Source organism: Streptomyces sp. NPDC045701 (assembly GCF_056432045.1).
In genome coordinates this window covers 58265-82294 of record NZ_JBWKJV010000009.1, presented here as the reverse complement: position 1 = coordinate 82294, position 24030 = coordinate 58265, and the positions used below count along the sequence as shown (strand labels likewise).

Genomic DNA, 24030 nt, shown 5'->3' with positions numbered 1-24030 from the left:
TTCACATTCACAAGCACCGTGCATGCAACACCAAGGAGAGGTAGCAGCCATGGACTGGCGTCACAACGCCGTTTGTCGTGAGGAAGACCCCGAGCTGTTCTTCCCCATCGGCAACACCGGTCCTGCGCTGCTGCAGATCGAGGAAGCCAAGGCTGTCTGCCGGCGCTGCCCCGTCATGGAGCAGTGCCTGCAGTGGGCGCTCGAGTCCGGCCAGGACTCCGGCGTCTGGGGTGGCCTCAGCGAGGACGAGCGTCGCGCCATGAAGCGCCGCGCCGCCCGCAACCGGGCGCGTAACGCCAGCGCCTGAGCGACGCCACCGCTACGAGCCTGAGCCAGGCGGCGCGTACAGCGAGTACGCACTGACCCGCCTCCCGAGCCGCAGCGCGCAGCAGTAACCCAAAGCGTTCGAGCCCCGGACCGTCTCCCACGGTCCGGGGCTCGCTGCTGTCGTCCGCGCCCGCGCCCTGGTTACTTCTGCGCCCGTACGGGGACGTCGAGCACCACGCGCGTGCCGCGTTCCGGGGCGGGCTGCATGTCGAACGTGCCACCCAACTCCCCTTCCACCAGCGTCCGTACGATCTGCAGGCCGAGGTTGCCGGCCCGCTGGGGGTCGAAGCCCTCGGGAAGTCCCCGGCCGTCGTCCTGGACGGTGATCAGCAGCCGGGCGTCGTCGGCGCGCGTACCCCCGCGCACCGCCGAGACCTCGACGGTGCCTTGCTCGGCGGGGCCGAAGGCGTGCTCCAGGGCGTTCTGGAGGATTTCGGTGAGCACCATCGACAGCGGGGTGGCCACCTCGGCGTCGAGGATGCCGAAGCGGCCGTTGCGTCGGCAGACGACCTTGCCGGGTGAGATCTCCGCGACCATCGCGATCACCCGGTCGGCGATCTCGTCGAACTCGACGCGCTCGTCCAGGTTCTGAGAGAGCGTCTCGTGCACGATGGCGATCGAACCGACGCGGCGCACCGCCTCGTCGAGCGCCTCACGGCCCCGGTCGGAGTCCATCCGGCGGGCCTGGAGGCGCAGCAGGGCGGCGACGGTCTGGAGGTTGTTCTTCACCCGGTGGTGGATCTCCCGGATGGTGGCGTCCTTGGTGATCAACTCGCGTTCGCGGCGTCGCAGTTCGGTGACGTCCCGGAGCAGGACCAGGGAACCGATCCGGGTGCCCTTGGGCTTGAGCGGGATGGCGCGCAGCTGGATGACGCCGCCGTTGCCCTCGACCTCGGCCTCGCGCGGCGCGTACCCGCTGGCCAGCTTGACCAGGGCCTCGTCCACGGGGCCCCGGGAGGGGGCGAGTTCGGCGGTGATCTGGCCGAGGTGCTGGCCGACCAGGTCGGCGGCGAGGCCGAGGCGGTGGTAGGCGGAGAGGGCGTTGGGTGAGGCGTACTGGACGACGCCGTCCGCGTCGAGGCGGATCAGTCCGTCACCGGCGCGGGGCGAGGCGTCCATGTCGACTTGTTGACCGGGGAAGGGGAAGGAGCCGGCCGCGATCATCTGGGCCAGGTCGGAGGCGGACTGGAGGTAGGTCAGCTCCAGCCGGCTGGGGGTGCGGACGGTGAGCAGGTTCGTGTTGCGGGCGATCACTCCGAGGACGCGGCCCTCGCGGCGTACGGGGATGGACTCGACGCGAACCGGCACCTCCTCGCGCCACTCCGGGTCGCCCTCGCGCACGATCCGGCCCTCGTCGAGCGCGGCGTCGAGCAGCGGGCGGCGGCCGCGCGGCACGAGGTGGCCGACCATGTCGTCCTGGTAGGAGGTGGGGCCGGTGTTGGGACGCATCTGGGCGACGGAGACGTACCGGGTGCCGTCGAGGGTGGGCACCCACAGCACCAGATCTGCGAAGGAGAGGTCGGAGAGCAGCTGCCACTCCGAGACCAGCAGGTGGAGCCACTCGAGGTCGGACTCACTCAGAGCGGTGTGCTGGCGTACGAGGTCGTTCATGGAGGGCACAGGTGCGAGCGTACCCGCGCACGCGCACCTGGTGTTCTGCCGGTGGGTGAGGGAGTATGGGCGATGGATTATCGATCGCAGACCGATGGACAGACCAGATTGGTCTAGTCCACAATGCCACAAGTGAAGCTTCCGTCCTCCCCGCACAGGAGGGCGGATCGGAGTACCCGGCGCTCTCTGCCCTGACTGCGCCGAGTCCTCCCACGGCCGCGGGACCGCACACCCGACGGCCGGGCAACTCCGGGCTGCGGTGCCGGACGGGTTGAGGGTCCCGTCCCGGCGCCGCGGCCCGCGGGTGTGTCAGGGGGCGGGCGCCGCCGCCCGGGACCCGGGCCACGCCCGCATGGCCGCTTCGGCCACCGCCTCCAGCTCCTCCTTGCTCGCACCGTCCCGCGCCTGCTGGCTCATGCCCTGGAGGACGGCCCCGCTGAAGCGGGCGAGGGCGCGGGCGTCCGTGTCCGACGGGAGCAGGCCCGCCGCCACGTCGGCACGGATACGGGACTCGATGGCCGCCAGGTTGCCGTTGCGGCGGTCGCGGAGGGCGTCGGCCACCTCGGGGGTGCCGCAGTTGAGCGCCGCCGAGATCATCAGACAGCCGCGCGGGTGCGCGGGGTCGGTGAACTCCGTCGCCGCCTCGCGCAGCATCCGGGCGACGCCCGCCCTGGTCGTGGGCTCGGCGTCCAGGGCGCGCCCGGCGTAGGAGCCGTACGACTCGGCGTACACGCTCACGACCTCGTCGAAGAGCGCCTTCTTGTCGCCGAAGGCGGCGTAGAGACTCGGGGCGCCGATGCCCATGACCCGGGTCAGGTCGGCCACCGACGTCGTCTCGTACCCGTGCTCCCAAAAGGCCATCGTCGCCCGCTCCAGGGCGGTGGCACGGTCGAAGGAGCGGGGCCTGCCGCGTCGTGTCGTCGCCATGGACCTCATTCTATAGCGCCCGTTAGAGAATCTCTGCTACGGTCTTTCTGTAACGACCACTAGAGAAAGAGGGGGGCGTTTCCCATGGGCGCGCTCACGGGCAGGACGGCACTGGTCACCGGCGGCAGCCGGGGCATCGGACGGGGCATCGCGGAGCGGCTGGGGCGCGACGGGGCGCTGGTCGCCGTCCACTACGGCAGCAACGAGTCGGCCGCGAAGGAGACCGTCGCGGCGATCGAGGAGGCCGGCGGCTCCGCGTTCGCGATCGGGCAGGAGCTGGGCGTGCCGGGGGACGCCCAGGAGCTGTGGGCCACTTTCGACCGGCACGCGGACGGGCTGGACATCCTGGTCAACAACGCGGGCATCACGGCCCCCGCGCCCTTCGAGGAGATCGACGAGGCGGGGTTCGACAAGCTCTTCGCGGTCAACACCAAGGCGCCGTTCTTCGTGACGCGCGCCGGGCTCGGGCGGCTGCGGGACGGCGGCCGCATCATCAACGTCTCGACGGGGCTGTCGCGGGCCGCGCTGATGCCGGAGCACCTGACGTACGCGATGAGCAAGGGCGCTCTGGACCTGTTCACGTCGTACCTCGCGAAGGTGCTCGGGCCCCGGGGGATCACGGTGAACACCGTGGCGCCCGGCATCGTCGACACGGACATCAACGCGGGCTGGCTGCGGGGGGACGCCGAGGCGCGGGCGCGGGCGGCGGCCTACTCCGCCCTGGGGAAGGTCGGCACCCCGTCGGACATCGCGGACGTGGTGGCGTTCCTGGCGTCCGACGGCGCGCGGGCGGTGACGGGGCACTGGATCGACGCGACGAACGGCTCCTTGCCGTAGGGCGGCGGTCAGCGGGTCTCGGTGACCTTGGCGAGGGCGCGGGGTGCGTCGGGGTCCTGGCCGCGGGCGATGGTTACCTCGTGGGCGAGGAGCTGGAGCGGCAGGATCTCCAGGATCGGCTGGAGCTCCTCCGGTACGCCCTCCGTGGGCAGGACGAAGCCGGCGGACGCGGCCTCGACCTGTGGGCGGGGGCCGATCACCACGAGGTCCGCGCCCCGGCCGCGGAGGCGGTCGAGGACGGGCTGGAGCGCGGTGCCGCCCCTGCCGTCCGGGACGACCGCGATGACCGGCGAGATGTTGTCGACCATGGCGAGCGGGCCGTGCAGCAGGTCCGCGCCCGAGTAGGCGAGCGCGGGGATGTAGCTGGTCTCCATCAGCTTCAGCGCGGCCTCCTTGGCCGTGGGGTAGCCGTAGCCGCGCGAGGTGATCACCATCCGCTCGGCGAAGCGGTAGCGGCCGGCCAGGACCCGCACCTCGGGGCGGCGGTCGAGAATCCGTGCGGCCAGGTCGGGTACGGCGCGGGCGGCGGCGGCGCCGTCGTCGCCGCGCAAACCCTCGACGAACAGGTAGAGGGCGAGCAGCGAGGCGGTGTACGTCTTGGTCGCCGGCAGGGCCTTCTCGGGGCCCGCGAGGATGTCGATGTGGTGCTCGGAGACCGCCGCGAGCGGTGAGTCCGCGTTGTTGGTGACGGCGAGCGTGACCGCGCCCGCCTCGCGGGCGGCCCTGGTGGAGGCGACGAGGTCGGGCGAGCCGCCGGACTGGCTGACCGTGACGACGAGGACGTCGGTCAGGTCCGGTTTCGCCCCGTAGGCGGTCGTCGTCGACATGGAGGTCAGTCCGCAGGGCAGGCCGAGCCGGATCTCCAGCAGGTACTTGGCGTACAGAGCGGCGTTGTCCGACGTGCCGCGGGCCGTGAGCAGGACGAACCGGGGCCGGCGGGCGGCGACGGCCCGCGCGACGGCACCGATCGCGGGCGCGCCCTGCTCCAGGATCCGGCGCAGTACCCGGGGCTGCTCCGCCATCTCGCCCGACATGATCCGGCCCGGCTGATCGCTCATGCGGTCCAGTCGAGCACGGGCGGCCGAGAACCCGCCAGTCGGAGGGGCCATTCTGCTAGATTGGTCTATACCACATACGTTTCTCCGAGATCGGCAGGCCCAGCGTGGAAGTTGTCATCGTCCAGGACGCCAAGGCAGGCGGCGAGCTCATCGCCGAGGGCATCGCCGGCCTTCTCCGCCGCAAGCCCGACGCGCTGCTCGGCGTGGCCACCGGCTCCACCCCGCTGCCCATCTACGAAGCGCTGACCGCCAGGGTCGCGGCGGGCGACGTGGACGTCTCGCGCGCCCGGATCGCCCAGCTGGACGAGTACGTCGGGCTGCCGGCCGGGCACCCCGAGTCCTACCGGTCCACCGTGCTGCGCCAGGTCGTCGAGCCGCTGGGGCTCGGTCCCGACGCCTTCATGGGCCCCGACGGCTCCGCCGACGACGTCCAGGCGGCGTGCGAGGCGTACGACAGGGCGCTGGCCGAGGCGGGCGGCGTGGACCTCCAGATACTCGGCATCGGCACCGACGGGCACATCGGCTTCAACGAGCCGTGCTCCTCGCTCGCCTCCCGCACCCGCATCAAGACGCTGACCGAGCAGACCCGGGTGGACAACGCGCGCTTCTTCGGCGGCGACATCGACCAGGTGCCCCACCACGTGATCACCCAGGGCATCGGCACCATCCTGGAGGCCCGCCATCTGGTCCTCCTCGCCACCGGCGAGGGCAAGGCGGAGGCGGTGGCGCAGACCGTCGAGGGCCCGGTCGCCGCCCTGGTACCCGCCTCCGCGCTCCAGCTGCACCCGCACGCCACGGTGGTCGTCGACGAGGCCGCCGCCTCCAAGCTGAAGCTCGCCGACTACTTCCGTCACACCTACGCCAACAAGCCGTCCTGGCAGGGGCTGTAGGGCCCGGTACGACACCGGGAAGGCCCGCACGACGAAGGGGCCCGGTTCCCTCCTCGGAACCGGGCCCCTTCGTCGTGCGCCCGCTCAGACCGCGCCAGCGACGACCTCCGCCGCCGCGGTCCCGCACACCCGCGCCGCCCCGTGCGTCGCGACGTGCAGCGCCCCGCGGGCGGGCGCCTGGTTCACGCCCATCTCCACGACCACCGTGTCGGGGCGGGCCGCCAGCAGACCGTCCAGCGCGCCCGCCATCCACGGGTGGCGGTGCACGTCCCGGACGACCGCGACGATCCGCCGCTCCCCCGCGTCCCGCAGCACCCGCTCCACGGCCGCGTCGGAGGCGTACGTCCCCGACGCGGTGCCCGGCAGCAGCCGCGCCAGCTCGGGCGCGACGCCCCACGGGGTCTCGTCCCCGACCGCGATGTTGGTGGCCGGGGCGAAGGCGGCGACGTAGCCGGGCGCGGTGAGCGGCCCGCCCGCGCCGGTGACGCGCAGCGCCCGCCGCGCGGCCACCAGGCCGATGTCGGCGCCGGGCGCGGCCGCCTGCGCCGGCCGCGCCGCGGCCCCCCCGGCCCGGTGCGCCCGGGTCCACGACGCGAGGGCCCGCACCCGCGCCGCCGCGCCGGCCAGCCGCTCCTCGGACAGTTCGCCGGTCCGTACCGCGTCGACCAGCGCGTCGCGCAGGCGCAGGACGATCGACTCGTCCGCCAGGCCGCCACCGACGCAGATGGCGTCGGCGCCCGCCGCCAGCGCGAGGACGGAACCGCGCTCGATGCCGTACGTCGAGGCGATGGCCTGCATCTCCATGCCGTCGGTGACGATCAGGCCCTCGTAGCCCAGCTCCTGGCGCAGCAGGCCGGTGAGGATCCGGGGGCTCAGGGTCGCCGGGCGGTCCGGGTCGAGCGCGGGAAGCAGGATGTGCGCGCTCATCACCGATTTGGACCCCGCCGCGATGGCGGCGCGGAAGGGCACCAGCTCACGGGCGTGCAGGGTGGCGAGGTCGGCGTCGATGCGGGGCATCGCCAGGTGCGAGTCGACGTTGGTGTCGCCGTGGCCGGGGAAGTGCTTGGTGCACGCGACGACCCCGGCGGACTGCAGGCCCTCGACGTACGCGACCGTGTGGCGGGCGGCCAGCCGCGGGTCGGCGCCGAAGGACCGTACGCCGATGACGGGGTTGGCCGGGTCCGAGTTGACGTCCGCGGAGGGCGCCCAGTTGAAGTCGACGCCGCACGCGGCCAGCCGGCGGCCGAGTTCCGCGGCCACCTCCCGGGTCAGGTCGGTGTCGTCGACCGTACCGAGGGCGAGGTTGCCGGGGAAGGAGGAGCCGGTGCGCGCCTCCAGCCGCGTGACGTCGCCGCCCTCCTCGTCGATGGCCACGAGGACGTCCTCCCGCTCGGCGCGCAGCCGGGCGGTCAGCGCGGCCAGTTGGCCGGGCGAGGCGATGTTGCGCCCGAACAGGCCGACCGAGGACAGCCCTTCGCCGATGCGCCGCAGCAGCCAGTCGGGCGCCGTGGTGCCGGTGAAGCCGGGCTGGAGGACGGTGAGCGCGTCCCTGACCAGGGTCGGGGAGGCTCCGCGTACGAGGGTCGTCATGGGTGCCGTTATCCCTTCACTGCGCCGGCGGTCATGCCGCCGACGGCCCGGCGCTGGAGGAAGAGGAACACGATGAGGACGGGCAGCGCGAAGAGCGAGGAGGCGGCCATGGTGGCGCCCCAGTCGCTGCCGAAGGCCGTCTGGAACTGCGTCAGCCACAGGGGCAGGGTCTGCGCGGTCTTGTCCTTGTTGAGGATCAGGACCATCGCGAACTCGTTCCAGGCGGTGATGAATCCGAAGAGCGAGGTCGACATCAGACCGGGTGCGAGCAGCGGGAAGATCACCTTGCGGAAGGCCTGGCCGCGGGTGCAGCCGTCGATCTGGGCGGCCTCCTCCAGCTCCACCGGGACGGCGGCGATGAAGCCGCGCAGGGTCCAGATGGTGAAGGGCAGCACCATGACGAAGTAGATGGCGGTCAGCAGCGGGAGGCTGTTCAGCATGTCGCCGTCACGGGCGATCATGTACATCACGATGACCATGACCTCCCAGGGGGCCATCTGCGCCATCATCACGCCCAGGACCAGGCCCTTGCGGCCGCGGAACTTCATCCGGGCGATGGCGAAGCTCGCCGCCAGGGCGACGACCAGGGCGAGGAGCACCGCGCCGATCGTGACGGTGAGGCTGTTGCCCACGTACGTCCAGAACAGGTCGACGCCGGTGGCGGTCGGGTAGTTCTCGAACGTCGGGGTGAAGAGGAACACCGGGTCCTTGGTGAGGATCTCCGACTGCGGCTTCAGCGAGGAGCTGAACATCCAGTAGACGGGGAAGACGAACACCACGGCGAGGACGAGCGCGGCGACGTTCTTGGCGACGGTCCCGGGGCGCAGCGGCTTCCTCCGGCGGAGGACCTGCGGGGCCGGGGCGGGGGTGGTGGTGGTGCTCACTGCTCCTCCTCCTGCTTCAGGATCAGGCGGAAGTAGAAGGACATGGCCGCGATCAGCATCACGATGGTCAGTACGGAGATGGCGGCGGCGAGGCCGTAGTGGGCCTGGCCCTGCCCCTCGATGTAGGCGAAGACCGGAAGGGTCTCGGACGTCCGGTCGGGACCGCCGAAGTTCATCGCGTACACCTGGGCGAAGACCTTGAAGACCCAGATGATCTCCAGGAACGTGGTGATCAGGAAGAAGGACTTCAGGTTGGGGAAGACCACGGACCAGAAGGTCCGCCAGCCGTTCGCGCCGTCCATCCTGGCCGCCTCGTACAGCTCGGTACCGACGGTGGTGAGACCGGCGTACATGTTGAGCGCGACGAACGGGATCGAGCCCCAGACCACCAGGACGGTGACGATGGCGAGGGTGGAGAAGCCGGTCTCGAACCAGTTGTGCTGCTCGTAGCCGGAGAAACCGAGCGAGCGCATCAGCCAGTTGACGACGCCGAACTGCTCGTCGAACAGCCACCGGAAGACGGTGACGGAGGCGACGATGGGCATGGCCCAGGCGAGCATCAGCGACAGGGACAGGACCAGGCGCATCTTCTTGCCCAGCCGGTTGAGCAGCAGGCCGACCAGGGTGCCGATGATCATGATCAGTACGACGTTGGCGGCCGTGAAGACGACGCTGCGGAGCACGACGGTCCAGAACGCCGGGTCGCCCAGCAGTTCCGTGTAGTTCTCGACGCCGGTCCACTCGGGTTTGCGGGTGATCAGTTCCCTTCCTGTTGACCTGCTGGAAGGAGAGGATCACGTTGCGGATCAGCGGGTAGAGCAGCAGTACCGCCATGGACAGGACGGCGGGCGCGATCAGCAGGTAGGGCAGCACCCCGTGAGGCAGGGAGCGCCTGCCGCGAGGAGGCTGGAGGACGCGCTTCGAGCCGGACGGGGGCGGCGGGGTCTTCGGCGTCCCTGCCGCGCTCCCGGGCGCGTCCTGAGGAGCGGCGCTCACCGCTCCCTGGGAGTCCACGGTCATGGTCTTCTTCCTCGCGGTTCTGTGCTGACCGGGTCATGGGCCCGGTGGGACGACCGGCACAGGGTCATCGGTCGCCCCACCGGGCGGCTGTGGCGACCGCGGCCGGCCGCCGCGCGGGCCGGTGTCGGCCGGTCGGCGGCGGGGCGGGCGGCGGGTCGCTCGCAGCGGGCCGGCCGCGGCGGTCCGCCCGGGGAGGGGCGTCCGCCGGCGGCCGGCCTCGGCGGTTCGGCTACTGCTGGTTGACGCGCTCGGTGATCACCTTGTCGGCCGCCTCGCCGGCCTTCTTGGCGTCCTCACCCTTGAGCACCTTGGTCATGTAGTCCTTGATCGGGTTGGGCGCGGTCTCGACGTTCGCCCAGCCCGGGGTGACCGGGGTGATCTTGCCGACGGGCGCGGCCTTGGCCATGGCCTCGGCGAACGAGCCGGCGGCGGGCCTGAACTGCGCCGCGTCGTTGTTGGGGAGCAGCGCGCCCTGGGTGGCCTCGGCGTACTTGGCCATGTGCTCCTTGCCGGCGGCCAGCGCCAGCCACTCCTTGGCCAGGTCCTTGTTCGGCGAGCGCTCGGACACCGCGAGGTTGGAGCCGCCGAAGAAGACGGAGCCGGGCTTGTCGGCGGTCTTGCCCGGGATCGGGAAGTAGCCGAAGTCGGCGGTCTTGCCGGCCTTCTTCATCGCGTCGATCGCGCCGCCGGCCTCCCAGCCGAGGCCGATCCAGGACGCGACGCCGCCCTTGGGGACGATGTCGGTGGACTGCTGGGGGGTCGCCTCGTCCTTGTCCTTGGGAGCGGTCGAGTACGACTGGAGCTCCTTGTAGAAGTTCATGGCGGCCACGGCCTGGGGGGAGGACAGGTTGCCCTTCCACTTGTCGCCGTCCTTGACGGCGAGGTCGCCGCCCTCGTCCCACACGAAGCCGGCGTAGACGTACCAGCTCTGGCCGGGCAGATAGATGGGCTGGGTCTTGGCGTCGGCGGCCTTCAGCTTCTTCAGGCCGTCGATCCACTCGGCGCGGGTCTTCGGCGGGGTCACCCCGGCCTTCTTGAAGGCGGCCTTGTCGTAGACGACGACGCGGTTGGCGGCGTACCAAGGGGCGGAGTAGAGCTTCCCGTCCAGCTCGTTGGAGGCGAGCATGCCCTTGTTCCAGCCGTCGGCGCCGAGCGCGGCCTTGTCCTCGGTGAGGTCGGCGAGGCCGCCCGTGGCGGCGTAGCCGGCGGTCTGGGTGTTACCGAGCTCCAGGACGTCCGGCGGGGTGTCCTCGGAGAGGGCGGTGGTGACCTTCTCCTGGATGCCGTTCCACTGCTGGATCTCGACCTTGACCTTGACGCCCTTGTGCTTGGCCTCGAACTCCTTGTTGACGTTCTTGATCCAGGCGTCCGGGGCCGAACCGTCCATCACCCAGACGGTGAGGGTCTTGTCGCCGCCGGCGTCGGCGCCGCCCCCCTTGCCGTCGTCCGAGCCACACGCGGCAATACCGACCATCATGCCCGCGACGCCTATCGCCGCGATGAGCTTGCGCTTCACGCCACCCTCCTCAGGGATGCCTGCAAACCCTGCCCCCACCGCGAAGCCATACCGGTGTACTGCCCGTGCTGCCCGTGGGACTGGGACCTGGTCTTTAATGGTTTAGACCAGTAACCCGGAGCTTGGCCTAGACCTTTAGGGGTGTCAAGGGTGTATAAGAAGGGCAGTCGGGTCCGTTACCGGACCGACACCTGAGGGAGGGCGACGACCCGTGACCGGTCCGTGCCACCATGTGAGCCGCAATAGACGGAGGAGCCGGTGACGGCAACAGCACAGGAGTCGGGAAGGCGGGCCATGGCCACGGATGGGGGCGGCACCGAGACCGAGGGCGGGGCAGCCACCCGCACCGCGCGCGTGCCCAAGTACTACCGCCTCAAGCGGCACCTGCTGGACATGACGGAGACCATGCCCCCGGGTACGCCGGTCCCGCCGGAGCGCACGCTCGCCGCCGAGTTCGACACCTCCCGCACGACCGTGCGGCAGGCACTCCAGGAACTCGTCGTCGAGGGACGCCTGGAGCGCATCCAGGGCAAGGGCACCTTCGTCGCGAAGCCGAAGGTCTCACAGGCGCTCCAGCTCACCTCGTACACCGAGGACATGCGGGCGCAGGGCCTGGAGCCGACCTCGCAGCTCCTGGACATCGGGTACGTGACGGCGGACGACACCCTCGCCGGGCTGCTCGACATCTCGCCCGGCGGGCGGGTGCTGCGCATCGAGCGGCTCCGGCTGGCGAGCGGAGAGCCGATGGCCATCGAGACGACGCATCTGTCGGCCAAGCGCTTCCCCGCGCTGCGGCGTTCGCTGGTGAAGTACACCTCGCTCTACACGGCCCTCGCGGAGGTGTACGACGTCCACCTCGCCGAGGCGGAGGAGACGATCGAGACCTCTCTCGCGACGCCCCGGGAGGCCGGCCTGCTCGGTACCGACGTGGGCCTGCCGATGCTGATGCTCTCCCGGCACTCGCTGGACGGGAACGGCGAGCCGGTGGAGTGGGTGCGCTCGGTGTACCGGGGCGACCGGTACAAGTTCGTGGCACGGCTCAAGCGGCCGAACGGCTGAGGTTTCGGCCCGGCCGGCACCGGGCGGGGCCGGGCCCGCCGCGTGGTGCGCCCCAAAGCGTTGCCGTACCGATATGCGGACGGGGGGTGACGCTGCGCGAGGCGCTCCCCTAGATTTCCTGCGCATTACAGGTGATCAGCGAGGGGACGTGCACCATGCCAGAGCCGACGGCACCACCCAACTCCCGGCGGACGGGTCTCACTCCGCGGTCGATCGTCATCTGGTCGCTCGTGGCCCTGGCCGGGGCGGCCGGCTGGACCGTGCTCGCGGTCTCCCGCGGTGAGGAGATCTCGGCCGCCTGGATGCTCGCGGCGGCGCTCGGCTCGTACGCCATCGCCTACCGCTTCTACTCCCGCTTCATCGCGAACCGGGTGCTCAAGGTCGACAAGACCCGGGCCACCCCGGCCGAGCGGCTCGACAACGGTGTCGACTTCCACCCCACCGACCGCCGGGTGCTGTTCGGCCACCACTTCGCCGCGGTCGCCGGCGCCGGCCCCCTGGTGGGGCCCGTCCTCGCCGCGCAGATGGGCTACCTGCCGGGCACCATCTGGATCATCGTCGGCGTCATCTTCGCCGGTGCCGTCCAGGACATGGTGACGCTGTTCTTCTCCACCCGCCGTGACGGCCGCTCCCTCGGGCAGATGGCCCGCGACGAGATCGGCCCCTTCGGCGGCGCCGCGGCGCTGATCGCCGTCTTCGCCATCATGATCATTCTGTTGGCGGTGCTGGCCCTGGTCATCGTCAACGCCCTGGCGCACTCGCCCTGGGGCGTCTTCTCCATCGGCATGACCATCCCGATCGCCCTGTTCATGGGCGTGTACCTGCGGGTGCTGCGGCCCGGCCGGGTCACCGAGGTCTCCGTCATCGGCGTCGCGCTGCTGCTGCTGGCCATCGTCGCGGGCGGCTGGGTCGCCGAGTCCTCCCTCGCCGGCACCTTCACTCTGGAGCCGGGCACCCTGGTCGTCTGGATGATCGTGTACGGCTTCCTCGCCTCCGTACTGCCGGTGTGGATGCTGCTGGCACCGCGCGACTACCTGTCGACCTTCATGAAGGTCGGCACCATAGTCCTGCTCGCCGTCGGCGTCTTCGTCGCCCTGCCGACCCTGAAGATGCCGGCGGTCACCGACTTCGCGAGCCGCGGCGACGGTCCGGTCTTCGCCGGGTCGATGTTCCCGTTCGTCTTCATCACCATCGCGTGCGGCGCCCTCTCCGGCTTCCACTCCCTGGTCTCCTCGGGCACCACCCCGAAGATGGTCCAGAAGGAGACCCAGATCCGGATGATCGGCTACGGGGCCATGCTCACCGAGTCGTTCGTCGCCGTCATGGCGATGATCACGGCGTCGATCATCGACCCCGGCCTCTTCTTCGCCATCAACTCGCCCAGCGGCGTGATCGGCACGACGGTGCAGTCGGCCTCCGAGGCGGTGTCGAACTTCGGCTTCACCATCTCCCCCGACCAGCTGGCCAAGGCCGCGGCCGACGTGGAGGAGGCGTCGCTGCTGTCCCGGACCGGTGGCGCCCCGACGTTCGCCCTCGGCATGTCGGAGATCTTCTCCGCCGTCGTCGGCGGTACCGCCATGAAGGCGTTCTGGTACCACTTCGCCATCATGTTCGAGGCGCTGTTCATCCTGACGACCGTGGACGCCGGCACCCGCGTGGGCCGCTTCATGCTCCAGGACATGCTCGGCAACGTCCACAAGCCCTTCAAGCAGGTCAGCTGGAAGCCGGGCGTCTGGATCGCCAGCGCGGTCGTCGTCGGCGGCTGGGGCTACTTCCTCTGGGTCGGCGTGCACGACCCGCTGGGCGGCATCAACCAGCTCTTCCCGCTGTTCGGCATCGCCAACCAGCTGCTGGCCGCCGTGGCGCTGGCCGTCTGCACGACCCTGCTCGTCAAGTCCGGCCGCCTGAAGTGGGCGTGGGTGACCGGTGTGCCGCTCGCCTGGGACGTCGCGGTCACGCTGACCGCCAGCTGGCAGAAGATCTTCTCGGCCGACCCCCGGGTGGGCTTCTTCGCCCAGCGGGACAAGTACCAGGCCGGCATCGACTCCGGGCAGCTGCTGCCCCCCGCCAAGTCCATGGACGACATGCACACGGTCGTCACCAACTCCACGGTCGACGGGGTCCTCTCGGCCCTCTTCGCCCTCCTCATCGTCGTGGTGATCGCCGACGCCGGGCGGGTCTGCTACAAGGCGGTGACCCGGCCCGCCGACGTGAAGCTGTCGGAGGCCCCGTACACCGAGTCCCGGATCGTCGCCCCGGCCGGGCTGATCCCCACGGCGGAGGAGAAGGCCGAACTCGTCGCCGCCGGGCTCGGACCCGAGGGCGGCGTCCGCAAGGACGGCACCGGTGACGAGACGCCGGCCGGGACCGGCTCCCGGTGACCCCCGCGGTGGCGACGCGCACGGGCGGCCGGCTGCGGCGCGCGGCGGGCTGGGTCCGCTGGTACGTGCGCGAGGTGTCCGGCGAGGCCGCGTACGACACGTACGTCGCCCACGCCCGCTCCCTCGATCCGGACGCCGCGGTCATGACCCGGCGGGAGTTCGAGCGCAGGCGCACCGACGCGCGGGAGGCGGACCCCCGCGACGGGTTCCGCTGCTGCTGAGCGGGTGACCGCACCGCGGGCCGCCGTGTTTCCGGGGACGGAAATGCGGCGGCCCGTCGCCGTACCCCTCCACACTCGGACCATGGACATCACCATCAGGGCGGTACGGCCGGAGGAACACGGGGCGCTCGCCGAGGTCACCGCCCGGGCCTATCTCGGCGACGGACTGCTGGCCTTCGGGGAGAGCGACGAGTACCTCATCGGTCTGCGGGACGTGGCCCGGCGGGCCGCCGAGGCGGACGTGCTGGTCGCGGTCGGGGAGGACGGACGGGTCCTCGGCGGGGTGACGCTCGTCGCGCGGGCCGGCACCCCCTGGGCCGAACTCGCGCGGGCCGGGGAGGCGGAGCTGCGGATGCTGGCGGTGGAGCGGGAGGCACGCCGGCGGGGCGCGGGCGAGGCGCTGGTGCGGGCGTGCGTGGAGCGGGCCAGGGAGGTCGCCGGGTGCGCGCGGCTGGTGCTGTCCACGCAGGCGTCCATGCGGGCGGCGCACCGGATCTACGAGCGGCTGGGGTTCGTACGGACTCCCGGACGGGACTGGGAACCGGTTCCGGGCGTGACGCTCTCCACGTACGCACTGGAGTTCTGAGCCACACGAGACACAACATGTGGGGGGTGCTTCAACGGGCGCCCCCCACATGTATGCTCGTGCTCGCTGTCGCCGCAGGGGAATCCGGTGGAAATCCGGAACTGTCCCGCAACGGTGTGTTGGTGTGCCTTTGTGTACCTGCGAGTCCGAAGACCTGCCGACAGCGCGCCCGGACCGTCCGGCCCGGGTGCCCAGACGTCCGGGCCTCGCGGAATGGGCCGGTGGACGCGGTGCCCCGTGCCCTCGTGCCCGGGCGTGCCCGCTCCCCCGCCCGCCCCGCCGGTGGCCCCGAGCCGAGCGAGGGAGAGCCCCCAGTGACCATCGCGCCAGCCGATCCGGTCTCAGCGATCGAAGGCGACGGGAACGACGGACCCGGGACCGTACTGCTGCGGACCCTGACCGACCTCACCGCCGATCTGCCCGACACCGACCCCGGCCGGGTCGCCGCCGCCGCGCTGCGCGGCCGGCACGCCGGTTCGGACGAGGCCGAGCTGCGCGAGCTCGCCACCGAAGCGGCCGCCGGGCTCATCTCCGAGGACCCCGCCTACTCCCGGCTCGCGGCGCGGCTGCTGACCCGGACCATCGCCCAGGAGGCGGCCGGGCAGGGCGCGGTGGCGTTCTCGGCGTCGGTGGCCGTGGGGCACCGGGAGGGTCTGATCGCGGACCGTACAGCGGCGTTCGTGACGCTCCACGCGGACCGGATGGACGCGCTGATCGACCCGGCGGCGGACGACCGGTTCGGTTACTTCGGGCTGCGGACGCTGTACTCGCGCTACCTGCTCCGGCACCCGATCACCCGAAAGGTGATCGAGACGCCGCAGCACTTCATGCTGCGGGTGGCGGCCGGGCTGGCCGAGGACGACTCGGCGCGCGCCCTGGACGAGGTCGCGGCCCTGTACCGGCTGATGAGCCGGCTGGACTACCTGCCCTCCTCCCCCACGCTGTTCAACTCCGGCACCCGCCACCCGCAGATGTCCTCGTGCTACCTGCTGGACTCCCCGCTGGACGAGCTGGACTCCATCTACGACCGCTACCACCAGGTGGCGCGGCTCTCCAAGCACGCGGGCGGCATCGGCCTGTCGTACTCCCGCATCCGGGCGCGCGGTTCGCTGATCCGCGGCACCAACGGGCACTCCAACGGCATCGTGCCGTTCCTGAAGACGCTGGACGCCTCGGTGGCGGCCGTGAACCAGGGCGGGCGGCGCAAGGGCGCGGCGGCCGTGTACCTGGAGACGTGGCACGCGGACATCGAGGAGTTCCTGGAGCTGCGCGACAACACGGGCGAAGACGCCCGCCGTACGCACAACCTGAACCTGGCGCACTGGATCCCCGACGAGTTCATGCGCCGGGTCAACGCCGACGCCGAGTGGTCGCTGTTCTCGCCGGCCGACGTGCCGGAGCTGGTCGACCTGTGGGGCGAGGAGTTCGACACCGCGTACCGCGCCGCCGAGGCCAGGGGGCTGGCCCGCAAGACCATGCCGGCGCGGGACCTGTACGGCCGGATGATGCGCACCCTCGCCCAGACCGGCAACGGCTGGATGACGTTCAAGGACGCCTCGAACCGTACGGCCAACCAGACCGCCGAGCCGGGCCACACGGTCCACTCGTCCAACCTGTGCACCGAGATCCTGGAGGTCACGGACGACGGGGAGACGGCGGTCTGCAACCTGGGCTCGGTGAACCTGGGCGCGTTCGTGTCGGGCGGGGACATCGACTGGGAGCGGCTGGACGAGACCGTCCGCACGGCCGTCACCTTCCTCGACCGGGTCGTCGACATCAACTTCTACCCGACGGAGCAGGCCGGGCGCTCCAATGCCCGGTGGCGGCCCGTGGGCCTGGGTGCGATGGGCCTCCAGGACGTCTTCTTCCAGCTGAAGCTGCCGTTCGACTCCCCCGAGGCGCGTGCCCTGTCGACCCGTGTCGCCGAGCGGATCATGCTCGCCGCGTACGAGGCGTCCGCCGGCCTCGCCGAGCGCAACGGCCCGCTGCCGGCCTGGGAGAAGACCCGGACCGCGCACGGCGTGCTGCACCCCGACCACTACGACGTGGAGCTGAACTGGCCCGAGCGGTGGGAGGCGCTGCGCGCCCGGATCGCCGAGGTCGGACTGCGCAACTCGCTGCTCCTGGCCATCGCGCCGACGGCGACGATCGCCTCGATCGCCGGTGTGTACGAGTGCATCGAGCCGCAGGTGTCCAACCTGTTCAAGCGGGAGACGCTGTCGGGTGAGTTCCTCCAGGTCAACTCGTACCTGGTGGCCGAGCTGAAGCGACTCGGCGTGTGGGACGCGCAGACCCGCGAGGCGCTGCGCGAGTCCAGCGGCTCGGTGCAGGGCTTCACCTGGATCCCGGCCGAGGTGCGCGAGCTGTACCGGACGGCGTGGGAGATCCCGCAGCGCGGCCTGATCGACATGGCGGCGGCCCGTACGCCGTTCCTGGACCAGTCGCAGTCGCTGAACCTGTTCCTGGAGACGCCGACCATCGGCAAGCTGTCGTCGATGTACGCGTACGCCTGGAAGCAGGGGCTGAAGACGACGTACTACCTGCGCTCCCGCCCGGCGACCCGGATCGCCCGCGCGGCCCAGGCGTCCGCGGCGCCGGCCACCGTTCCCGTACCCGCGCAGGTGACCCCGGAAGACGCGGTCGCCTGCTCCCTGGAAAACCCCGAGTCCTGCGAGGCCTGCCAGTGATGAGTGCCACCGAGAAGAACCTGCTCGACCCGGGCTTCGAGCTGACCCTGCGCCCCATGCGCTACCCGGACTTCTACGAGCGCTACCGGGACGCCATCAAGAACACCTGGACGGTGGAGGAGGTCGACCTCCACTCGGACGTCGCCGACCTGGCGAAGCTGTCCCCGGGCGAGCAGCACATGATCGGCCGCCTGGTGGCGTTCTTCGCGACCGGCGACTCGATCGTGGCGAACAACCTGGTGCTGACGCTGTACAAGCACATCAACTCCCCCGAGGCGCGGCTGTACCTGTCGCGGCAGCTGTTCGAGGAGGCCGTGCACGTCCAGTTCTATCTGACGCTGCTCGACACCTACCTGCCCGACCCGGACGACCGTGCCGCCGCGTTCGCGGCCGTGGAGAACATCCCGTCCATCCGGGAGAAGGCGCAGTTCTGCTTCCGCTGGATGGACTCGGTGGAGAAGATCGAGCGGCTGGAGACGAAGGCCGACCGGCGCCGCTTCCTGCTCAACCTCATCTGCTTCGCGGCCTGCATCGAGGGCCTGTTCTTCTACGGCGCCTTCGCGTACGTGTACTGGTTCCGCTCCCGCGGTCTGCTGCACGGCCTGGCCACCGGCACCAACTGGGTGTTCCGCGACGAGACGATGCACATGAACTTCGCCTTCGAGGTCGTCGACACCGTCCGCAAGGAGGAGCCGGACCTCTTCGACGACGCGCTGCGGCAGCAGGTCACCGACATGCTCAAGGAGGCCGTGGAGGCGGAGCTGCAGTTCGGCCGCGACCTGTGCGGTGACGGCCTGCCGGGCATGAACACCGAGTCGATGCGCCAGTACCTGGAGTGCGTGGCGGACCAGCGCCTGACACGCCTGGGCTTCGCCCCGGTGTACGGCTCGGAGAACCCGTTCTCGTTCATGGAGCTCCAGGGCGTGCAGGAGCTGACCAACTTCTTCGAGCGCCGTCCGTCCGCCTACCAGGTGGCGGTGGAGGGCTCGGTCGACCTCGACGAGGACTTCTGAGCGAGCGCCGTACGCGGTGGGCGGCCCCGGCCGCCGCCGCGGTGGCCGGTCACGGCGTGGTGCGCGGTGGGCGCGGGGGCCGGGCGGGCGGCAGCCGCCGGGCGCTCCGCCTGCCGCAGCCGGCGGTCGACGGCGCGGTCCCGGGCGTGGCCGACGAGTGAGGGAAGCGCCAGGAGGGCGAGGACCGCGGCGACGACGAGGTAGTCCAGGAAGGTGTCCATGCCTCCACCCTCGCCGTCCCGCGCGAGGAAAGTCAGTGGCAGGACTGTCATCGGACATCGAATTACTGCCACACTCGTCGCATGCTGAAGAACGTGGCCGCTGTCGTGCTCGACGGTGTGCACCCCTTCGAACTGGGCGTGGTGTGCGAGGTCTTCGGGCTGGACCGCAGCGACGACGGGCTGCCCGTGCACGACTTCGCCGTGGTGTCCGCCGAGGGCTCCCGGCTGCGCACCCACGCCGGGTTCATCCTGGAGGTGGAGCAGGATCTCGGCCGGCTGGCCGAGGCCGACCTGATCGCCGTCCCGGCGGGTGGCGGCTATGTCGACCGCCCCTACCCGGAGCCGCTGCTGACGGCCCTGCGGGACGCCGTCGACCGTGGCGCGCGGGTGCTGTCGGTCTGCACCGGCGCCTTCGTGCTGGGCGCGGCGGGGCTGCTCGACGGCCGCCGCTGCACCACGCACTGGCGGCACGCGGCCGAGCTGACCCGGCGCCATCCCCGGGCACGGGTGGAGCCGGACGTGCTGTACGTCGACGACGGCCCGGTCGTCACCTCGGCCGGGACGGCCGCCGGGATCGACGCCTGCCTGCACCTGGTGCGGCAGGAGTACGGCCACGAGGTGGCCAACACCATCGCCCGCCGCATGGTGGTGCCCCCGCACCGGGACGGCGGCCAGGCCCAGTACGTCGACCGGCCGCTGCGGCGCACCCGGTGCGACACGGTCGGGGACGTGCTCGACTGGATGGAACGGCACCTGGACCGGGAGATCACCGTCGAACAGCTGGCGGTGCGCGCCCACATGTCCCCGCGCACCTTCGCGCGCCGGTTCCAGCAGGAGACGGGGACGACGCCCTACCGCTGGCTCCTGCGCCAGCGGGTGCTGCTGGCGCAGGAGTTGCTGGAGGCCACGGACGACACGGTGGACGCGATCGCGAGCCGGTCGGGGTTCGGGAACGCCGCCGCGCTGCGGCACCACTTCCTGCGCACCCTGGGCACGACCCCGAACGCGTACCGCCGCACCTTCCGCGGACCGGTGCGGGTGGCCTGAACCGTCAGATGCCGCAGGCGGAGGCGGACCAGAAGCGGCTCGCGCGGTGGTCGAGGTGCGTGTGGTCCCCGTGTCCGGGGTAACCCGGGCCGAGGATGCCGTTGAAGCCGTGGTTGCGGGCCTGCTGGGCGAGCTTGCACAGGGAGTGCGGCCCCGCGCCCAGGTCGGCGGCGTCCCCGTACAGGTGGCGGCTGCCGGACGCCCCGCCGACCGCGTCGTTGCAGGCGTAGGAGCGGAATCCGCTGGTCACGGTGATGGGCTGGTCGCCGAGCGCGTGCCGCATGGCCTCCAGCTTCCACATGGTGCGCAGCGCGTTGGCCTTGGCGGTGGCGGCGCTGACGGCTCCGCCCGCCCAGGTGGTGTTGCAGTCGTTCAGCTCGCCGTAGGTGAAGTGCACGGGCGTGCAGTCGTCGTCCTGAAGGGCGTACAGCTTGCTGAAGGTGGCGGATCCGGCGATCCCGTCGGCGGTGAGGCCGTACGCGGCCTGGAAGCGCTTGACCGCGGCGGTGGTCGCGGGGCCGTACGCGCCGTCGACGGCGAGGACGCCGCCGTAGCCCGGGTAGCCGGCGACCCGGATCTGGAGCTGGGTGACGTCGGCGCCGGAGGCGCCCTCGGAGAGCGTGCGCGACCAGGTGTAACAGCCGTCCGCGTGGGCGGTTCCGGCGGTGGCGACCACCCCGGTCGCCGATACAAACATGAGCATGACAAACGAGAGCAGGAGTCGTGCGGTTCGTCCGGGCATCGAGCCTCCAGGTCAGCTTCCGGGTCGGTCCGGTGAAGAACACCGCCCACGAGACTGGCCGGAGGGGTCGACGCGCGTCAACAGGCCACGCCCACCTGTCATTTGTCGGCCCATTGGCGGTCGCGCGAGGGCCCCGTCCCGGTCACCGGAACGGGGCCCTCGGCAGGCGGGGTCAGTCGTTCGGGACGACCGGGTAGCGGGGAGTCCCCTCGGCCATCTGCTTCAGCGCGTCCTTGCGGTCCCGCTTCGACAGCCGGTCGATGTACAGGTACCCGTACAGGTGGTCCGTCTCGTGCTGGAGGCAGCGGGCGAAGTACCCGGTGCCCCGCACCTTGATGGGGTTGCCCCGCACGTCCTGGCCGCGCACCACCGCGTAGTCGGGGCGTGCCAGCGAGGCGTAGGCGGTCGGCACGGACAGGCACCCCTCGTTGGAGTCGTCGAGGCGCCGCTGGTCGGCCGGCAGCTCCTCCAGTACCGGGTTGCACACGACGCCCACGTGCCGCACGCCCTCGTCGTCCGGGCAGTCGTAGACGAAGACCTTCAGGTCGACGCCGATCTGGTTGGCGGCCAGGCCGACGCCCTCCGCCGTCCGCTGGCTGGCGAACATGTCGTCGACGAGCCGCGCGAGCTCGTCGCCGAACTCGGTGACGTCCTTGCACTCCTTGTGCAGCACCGGATTGCCGACCACCGTGATCGGGCGGGAGGTGCCGCGCTCGCGGTACGCGCGCTCGCGCTCCTCGCAGTCCTCCGTGTCGACGATGAAGCCCTCGTCGTCGACCTGCTGAGCCGTCTCCTGCTGCGCCATGTCCGCTCTGCGCCTTCCTGAGTACCCGATGCGGCGCCGTACCCGTGCAGCACGGCGCGTTGTGCCCGTACAGCCTACGGGCAGGAATCAGCAGACTTCCTCGAGATCCCGCCACTCGCGGCTGTCCGGACTGTCCGCCACCCAGCCGTCCAGCAGCCCCCGGACCAGCCCGGCGGGCGCCGCGATGCCGCACTCCCGCTCCGGCACCCACAACTCGCCCGGCGACCGGTGGCCCAGCGGCCCGGGATGCCCCGGCTCGCTGTGGTCGTGCGGGTCCAGGTGATCGCCCTCGCCCTCGGCGCTGGGCATCCGCGACTCCGAGCAGGCCCGGCACAGCAGACGTACCGAGGACGACCAGTCCTCGGCGGCGAACCCGGCGTCGGCCGCCAGCCGTTCCAGGGCGTCGCGGTCGTCCTCGGTGGCCGCCTCCAGCAGCACCACCCAGGTGGGTACGGGGGACGGCGCCCACAGTTCGATCTCGTCGAACACCGGGAAGCTGTGCCCCGCCGACGTCGTCCGCTCGCCGTTGGGGACCCCGTCGTGCAGCACGACCTCGCCCCAGCGCCGCCCCGAGGACGGCAGCGGGATGGACAGCACCTCGACCCTGGCCGGGTCCAGCCGCCGGCCCCACACCACCTCTGCCTCGCCCTCCGGCGACAGCCGCACGGCGGCGCTGCCCAGCTCCATCCCGGTCGGCTCCCCGCCGGCCGCCGCCGCCCCGGGCACCTTCAGCCCGTACGCCTGCCAGGCGCGGCGGGCCAGCGGCCAGTCCTGGAGAGCCGTGGCGGCGATCCCGACGTTCCACCAGTCGGGCGCACCGGTCTCCCGGTCGAGCAGCGCGACGGCCCGGAGCCCCGCGGTGCGCGCCTGTTCCCAGTCGTGCCGGAACTTGTGCAGCAGCGCCAGGTTGAACCAGGACTCCGAGAGCCAGGGCTCCAGGTCCGCCGCCCGCGTCAGCAGCGCGCCCGCGTCCTCGTACCGCCCGTCCCCGATCAGCGTGAACGCGCGGTCGGTGGCCTGCCGCCACGAGGCGGAGGGCCGATGCCGTACCTTCCCGAAGATCCTCACGATTCCCGCCTGCCGGTCCGCCGGTCGCTGAAGGTCTCTGCCCCCGGACACCCTCTTGTTCGCATCCAACCATGCCGGGTCGCACGCTCGCTCATTACCCATGGGTTACCCCGGGGCCGGCCCCGTGACGCCGCCCCGGGCGAGGACTCTGGCGAGTGCCTCCACCACTTTCGGGTGATGGTCCCGCGCGGCGCCGAGCCGCAGCCGTTCGAGGGCGCACAGGGCCCCGTCCGGGTTCTCCGCGCTTTCCCTGGACAGCTCGTCGTACGCGTTCACGGTGCGGACGATCCGCGCCGGCAGCGGCTGCTCGCGGTACGGGTCGGCCTGCCGTTCCACGACGACCGCGACGGCCGCCGGGGCGCCGGTCTGGCGCACGACGGCGCCGCCGAGCAGGGCGATGCGCCGCTGCTCGGCCTCGGTGAGGCGGGCCGTGGCCCCCTCCGGTACGGGGTCGACCAGGGACAGCTGTCCGATGTCGTGCATGAGTGCGGCGTACTCCAGAACGGTCAGATCGGGCCCCGGCAGTCCCAGCTCGCGTCCTACCGCACGGCTGAGCGCCGCCACCCGGTGGGCATGTCCGGGGGACGTGTACCCGGCGATCTCAGTGGCACGCGCCAGGGAGGCGATGGTCTGGCGGTAGGTGTCGCGGACCGCGGCGTACCGCCGGAACGACAGGTGCGCGAGCAGCAGCGGTACGCAGAAGACGGGCAGCGCCCACAGCCCGGCGACGGCCACGGCGAGGGCCATCACCGCGCCGGTGGCGCACACGGCGGAGCCGATGCCCGGCAGGGCGCGCAGCTCGTCGCGGAGCAGCGGACCGTAGGGGTGGCCGGTGCGGGCGCGCAGCAGCGACGCGGTCAGCACCGCGTCGCACAGGGCGGTCAGCACCAGGAGGACCAGCAGGAACAGCGCGTAGCGGGGCCCGCGTCCGACGGCCCGCAACAACTCGCCCGAGTTGTACAGGGGCTGGAAGCAGAGGGCGGCGAAGCCGACCGTGAGCACCCGGCGGGCCAGGTGGTCCAGCGCGGCGGCCCCACGGCCCCGGGCCACCTGCGGTACGGCCCCGACCAGGGCGCCCGCGACGACGACGGTCACGATCTGGGCGACCCCGTGGGTGGTCGGCCGCCCGGCGGACTCGCCGAGCAGGGCGTACGCGAGGGCCCCGGCGGCCGCGAGGGGCGCGGGCTCCCTGCCCCGCGGCTCCTCGAGCACGGGCGGCGCGCCCGTGTCCGGCCGGGCGCCCCACCGGGCGAGTTCTCCCACCGCGACGAGGACGCCGAAGGCGAGCGCGGTGCCCGGCTCGGCGACCCCGTGCCACAGCGTCCAGCCGAACCCGGCCGCCGCGGCGGTACCGGCGGCGACCCGGAGCAGCACGCCCACCATGAGCCGAACGGGTGGTCTCCCGGCGCCCCGTCTCCGGCGGGTGCCGCCGCTTCCGGCGCCGCACTTCCGGGCGCCACCGCTCGCGGTCCCGCCGCTCCGGGTGCCGCCGCCATGGGTGGCGGCCGTCCGCGCGCCACCGCTCGCCTTGCCGTCCGCC

General features: G+C 71.8%; 21 protein-coding genes, 1 pseudogene and 1 riboswitch. Of the genes and pseudogenes, 10 read left to right on the top strand and 12 right to left on the bottom strand.

Features of this window, described 5'->3' with window-relative positions; all coding sequences use genetic code 11:
• Nucleotides 1-49: 49 nt before the first annotated feature.
• The gene (locus AC07DW_RS13375; protein WP_003953983.1) at nt 50-307 is read left to right on the top strand and encodes a WhiB family transcriptional regulator; all 258 of its coding nucleotides are present in this window, start codon (nt 50-52) and stop codon (nt 305-307) included.
• A gap of 161 nt (nt 308-468) precedes the next feature.
• Here AC07DW_RS13375 and AC07DW_RS13370 read toward each other — a convergent pair whose 3' ends face one another.
• Together AC07DW_RS13370 and AC07DW_RS13365 are read right to left on the bottom strand one after the other, a co-directional pair.
• Nucleotides 469-1938, bottom strand: coding sequence for a sensor histidine kinase (locus tag AC07DW_RS13370; protein WP_478857885.1), 1470 nt, complete (start codon nt 1936-1938; stop codon nt 469-471).
• A 309-nt stretch (nt 1939-2247) separates the two neighbouring features.
• Nucleotides 2248-2865, bottom strand: coding sequence for a TetR/AcrR family transcriptional regulator (locus tag AC07DW_RS13365; protein WP_478857773.1), 618 nt, complete (start codon nt 2863-2865; stop codon nt 2248-2250).
• Between the two features lie 84 nt (nt 2866-2949).
• On the opposite strand from AC07DW_RS13365, the gene AC07DW_RS13360 reads away from it, so the two are divergent.
• Nucleotides 2950-3702 (top strand): SDR family oxidoreductase, encoded by a 753-nt coding sequence (locus tag AC07DW_RS13360; protein ID WP_478857772.1) that lies wholly within the window; start codon nt 2950-2952, stop codon nt 3700-3702.
• Between the two features lie 8 nt (nt 3703-3710).
• Here the strand turns inward: AC07DW_RS13360 and AC07DW_RS13355 are convergent, their stop codons facing one another.
• Complete coding sequence (locus tag AC07DW_RS13355; RefSeq protein WP_478857771.1) at nt 3711-4760, bottom strand: SIS domain-containing protein; 1050 nt, start codon at nt 4758-4760, stop codon at nt 3711-3713.
• A 104-nt stretch (nt 4761-4864) separates the two neighbouring features.
• Here AC07DW_RS13355 and nagB point away from each other — a divergent pair, with 104 nt between their 5' ends.
• Nucleotides 4865-5650 carry a glucosamine-6-phosphate deaminase gene (gene nagB / locus AC07DW_RS13350; RefSeq protein WP_478857770.1) on the top strand — a complete coding sequence of 262 codons (786 nt, stop codon included), beginning with the start codon at nt 4865-4867 and terminating at the stop codon, nt 5648-5650.
• A gap of 84 nt (nt 5651-5734) precedes the next feature.
• On the opposite strand, the gene AC07DW_RS13345 is transcribed toward nagB, so the two are convergent.
• The 4 genes and pseudogenes from AC07DW_RS13345 to AC07DW_RS13330 all read right to left on the bottom strand — a co-directional run bounded on the left by AC07DW_RS13345 (nt 5735) and on the right by AC07DW_RS13330 (nt 10660).
• Nucleotides 5735-7240 carry a glycoside hydrolase family 3 protein gene (locus tag AC07DW_RS13345; protein ID WP_478857769.1) on the bottom strand — a complete coding sequence of 502 codons (1506 nt, stop codon included), beginning with the start codon at nt 7238-7240 and terminating at the stop codon, nt 5735-5737.
• Between the two features lie 8 nt (nt 7241-7248).
• Nucleotides 7249-8067, bottom strand: coding sequence for a carbohydrate ABC transporter permease (locus AC07DW_RS13340; protein WP_478857884.1), 819 nt, complete (start codon nt 8065-8067; stop codon nt 7249-7251).
• Between the two features lie 53 nt (nt 8068-8120).
• Nucleotides 8121-9144 (bottom strand): annotated as a pseudogene (locus AC07DW_RS13335) (carbohydrate ABC transporter permease).
• Between the two features lie 229 nt (nt 9145-9373).
• Complete coding sequence (locus AC07DW_RS13330; protein ID WP_478857768.1) at nt 9374-10660, bottom strand: extracellular solute-binding protein; 1287 nt, start codon at nt 10658-10660, stop codon at nt 9374-9376.
• A gap of 294 nt (nt 10661-10954) precedes the next feature.
• Here AC07DW_RS13330 and AC07DW_RS13325 point away from each other — a divergent pair, with 294 nt between their 5' ends.
• From AC07DW_RS13325 to AC07DW_RS13300, 6 genes are all read left to right on the top strand, one after another.
• A complete protein-coding gene (locus AC07DW_RS13325) occupies nt 10955-11719 on the top strand; it encodes a GntR family transcriptional regulator (protein ID WP_064068516.1) in 765 nt (254 codons plus the stop codon).
• Nucleotides 11720-11874: 155 nt separating this feature from the next.
• On the top strand, nt 11875-14100 hold the full coding sequence (locus AC07DW_RS13320) for a carbon starvation CstA family protein (RefSeq protein ID WP_478857767.1): 2226 nt from the start codon (nt 11875-11877) through the stop codon (nt 14098-14100).
• An 8-nt stretch (nt 14101-14108) separates the two neighbouring features.
• Entirely contained in the window at nt 14109-14321 is a 213-nt protein-coding gene (locus AC07DW_RS13315) for a CstA-like transporter-associated (seleno)protein (protein WP_478857766.1), read from the top strand.
• Between the two features lie 82 nt (nt 14322-14403).
• Nucleotides 14404-14907 (top strand): GNAT family N-acetyltransferase, encoded by a 504-nt coding sequence (locus AC07DW_RS13310; RefSeq protein WP_478857765.1) that lies wholly within the window; start codon nt 14404-14406, stop codon nt 14905-14907.
• A gap of 53 nt (nt 14908-14960) precedes the next feature.
• A riboswitch (cobalamin riboswitch) is annotated at nt 14961-15083 on the top strand.
• Nucleotides 15084-15221: 138 nt separating this feature from the next.
• Nucleotides 15222-17594, top strand: coding sequence for a ribonucleoside-diphosphate reductase subunit alpha (locus AC07DW_RS13305; RefSeq protein ID WP_478857764.1), 2373 nt, complete (start codon nt 15222-15224; stop codon nt 17592-17594).
• On the top strand, nt 17594-18607 hold the full coding sequence (locus AC07DW_RS13300) for a ribonucleotide-diphosphate reductase subunit beta (RefSeq protein WP_478857763.1): 1014 nt from the start codon (nt 17594-17596) through the stop codon (nt 18605-18607). The genes AC07DW_RS13305 and AC07DW_RS13300 overlap by 1 nt, the downstream gene beginning before the upstream one ends.
• Here AC07DW_RS13300 and AC07DW_RS13295 read toward each other — a convergent pair.
• Nucleotides 18559-18828, bottom strand: a complete 270-nt coding sequence (locus AC07DW_RS13295) for a hypothetical protein (RefSeq protein WP_478857762.1) — start codon at nt 18826-18828, stop codon at nt 18559-18561. The two genes, AC07DW_RS13300 and AC07DW_RS13295, sit on opposite strands and share 49 nt — an antisense overlap.
• A gap of 81 nt (nt 18829-18909) precedes the next feature.
• Here AC07DW_RS13295 and AC07DW_RS13290 point away from each other — a divergent pair, with 81 nt between their 5' ends.
• Nucleotides 18910-19875 (top strand): helix-turn-helix domain-containing protein, encoded by a 966-nt coding sequence (locus AC07DW_RS13290; protein WP_478857761.1) that lies wholly within the window; start codon nt 18910-18912, stop codon nt 19873-19875.
• A 4-nt stretch (nt 19876-19879) separates the two neighbouring features.
• Here the strand turns inward: AC07DW_RS13290 and AC07DW_RS13285 are convergent, their stop codons facing one another.
• The 4 genes from AC07DW_RS13285 to AC07DW_RS13270 form a co-directional block, all read right to left on the bottom strand.
• Complete coding sequence (locus AC07DW_RS13285) at nt 19880-20617, bottom strand: D-Ala-D-Ala carboxypeptidase family metallohydrolase (RefSeq protein WP_478857760.1); 738 nt, start codon at nt 20615-20617, stop codon at nt 19880-19882.
• A gap of 172 nt (nt 20618-20789) precedes the next feature.
• The gene (def, locus tag AC07DW_RS13280; RefSeq protein WP_478857759.1) at nt 20790-21422 is read right to left on the bottom strand and encodes a peptide deformylase; all 633 of its coding nucleotides are present in this window, start codon (nt 21420-21422) and stop codon (nt 20790-20792) included.
• A gap of 87 nt (nt 21423-21509) precedes the next feature.
• The gene (locus AC07DW_RS13275) at nt 21510-22490 is read right to left on the bottom strand and encodes a tetratricopeptide repeat protein (RefSeq protein WP_478857758.1); all 981 of its coding nucleotides are present in this window, start codon (nt 22488-22490) and stop codon (nt 21510-21512) included.
• A gap of 105 nt (nt 22491-22595) precedes the next feature.
• A complete protein-coding gene (locus AC07DW_RS13270; RefSeq protein WP_478857757.1) occupies nt 22596-23873 on the bottom strand; it encodes an HD-GYP domain-containing protein in 1278 nt (425 codons plus the stop codon).
• Between the last annotated feature and the right edge of the window lie 157 nt (nt 23874-24030).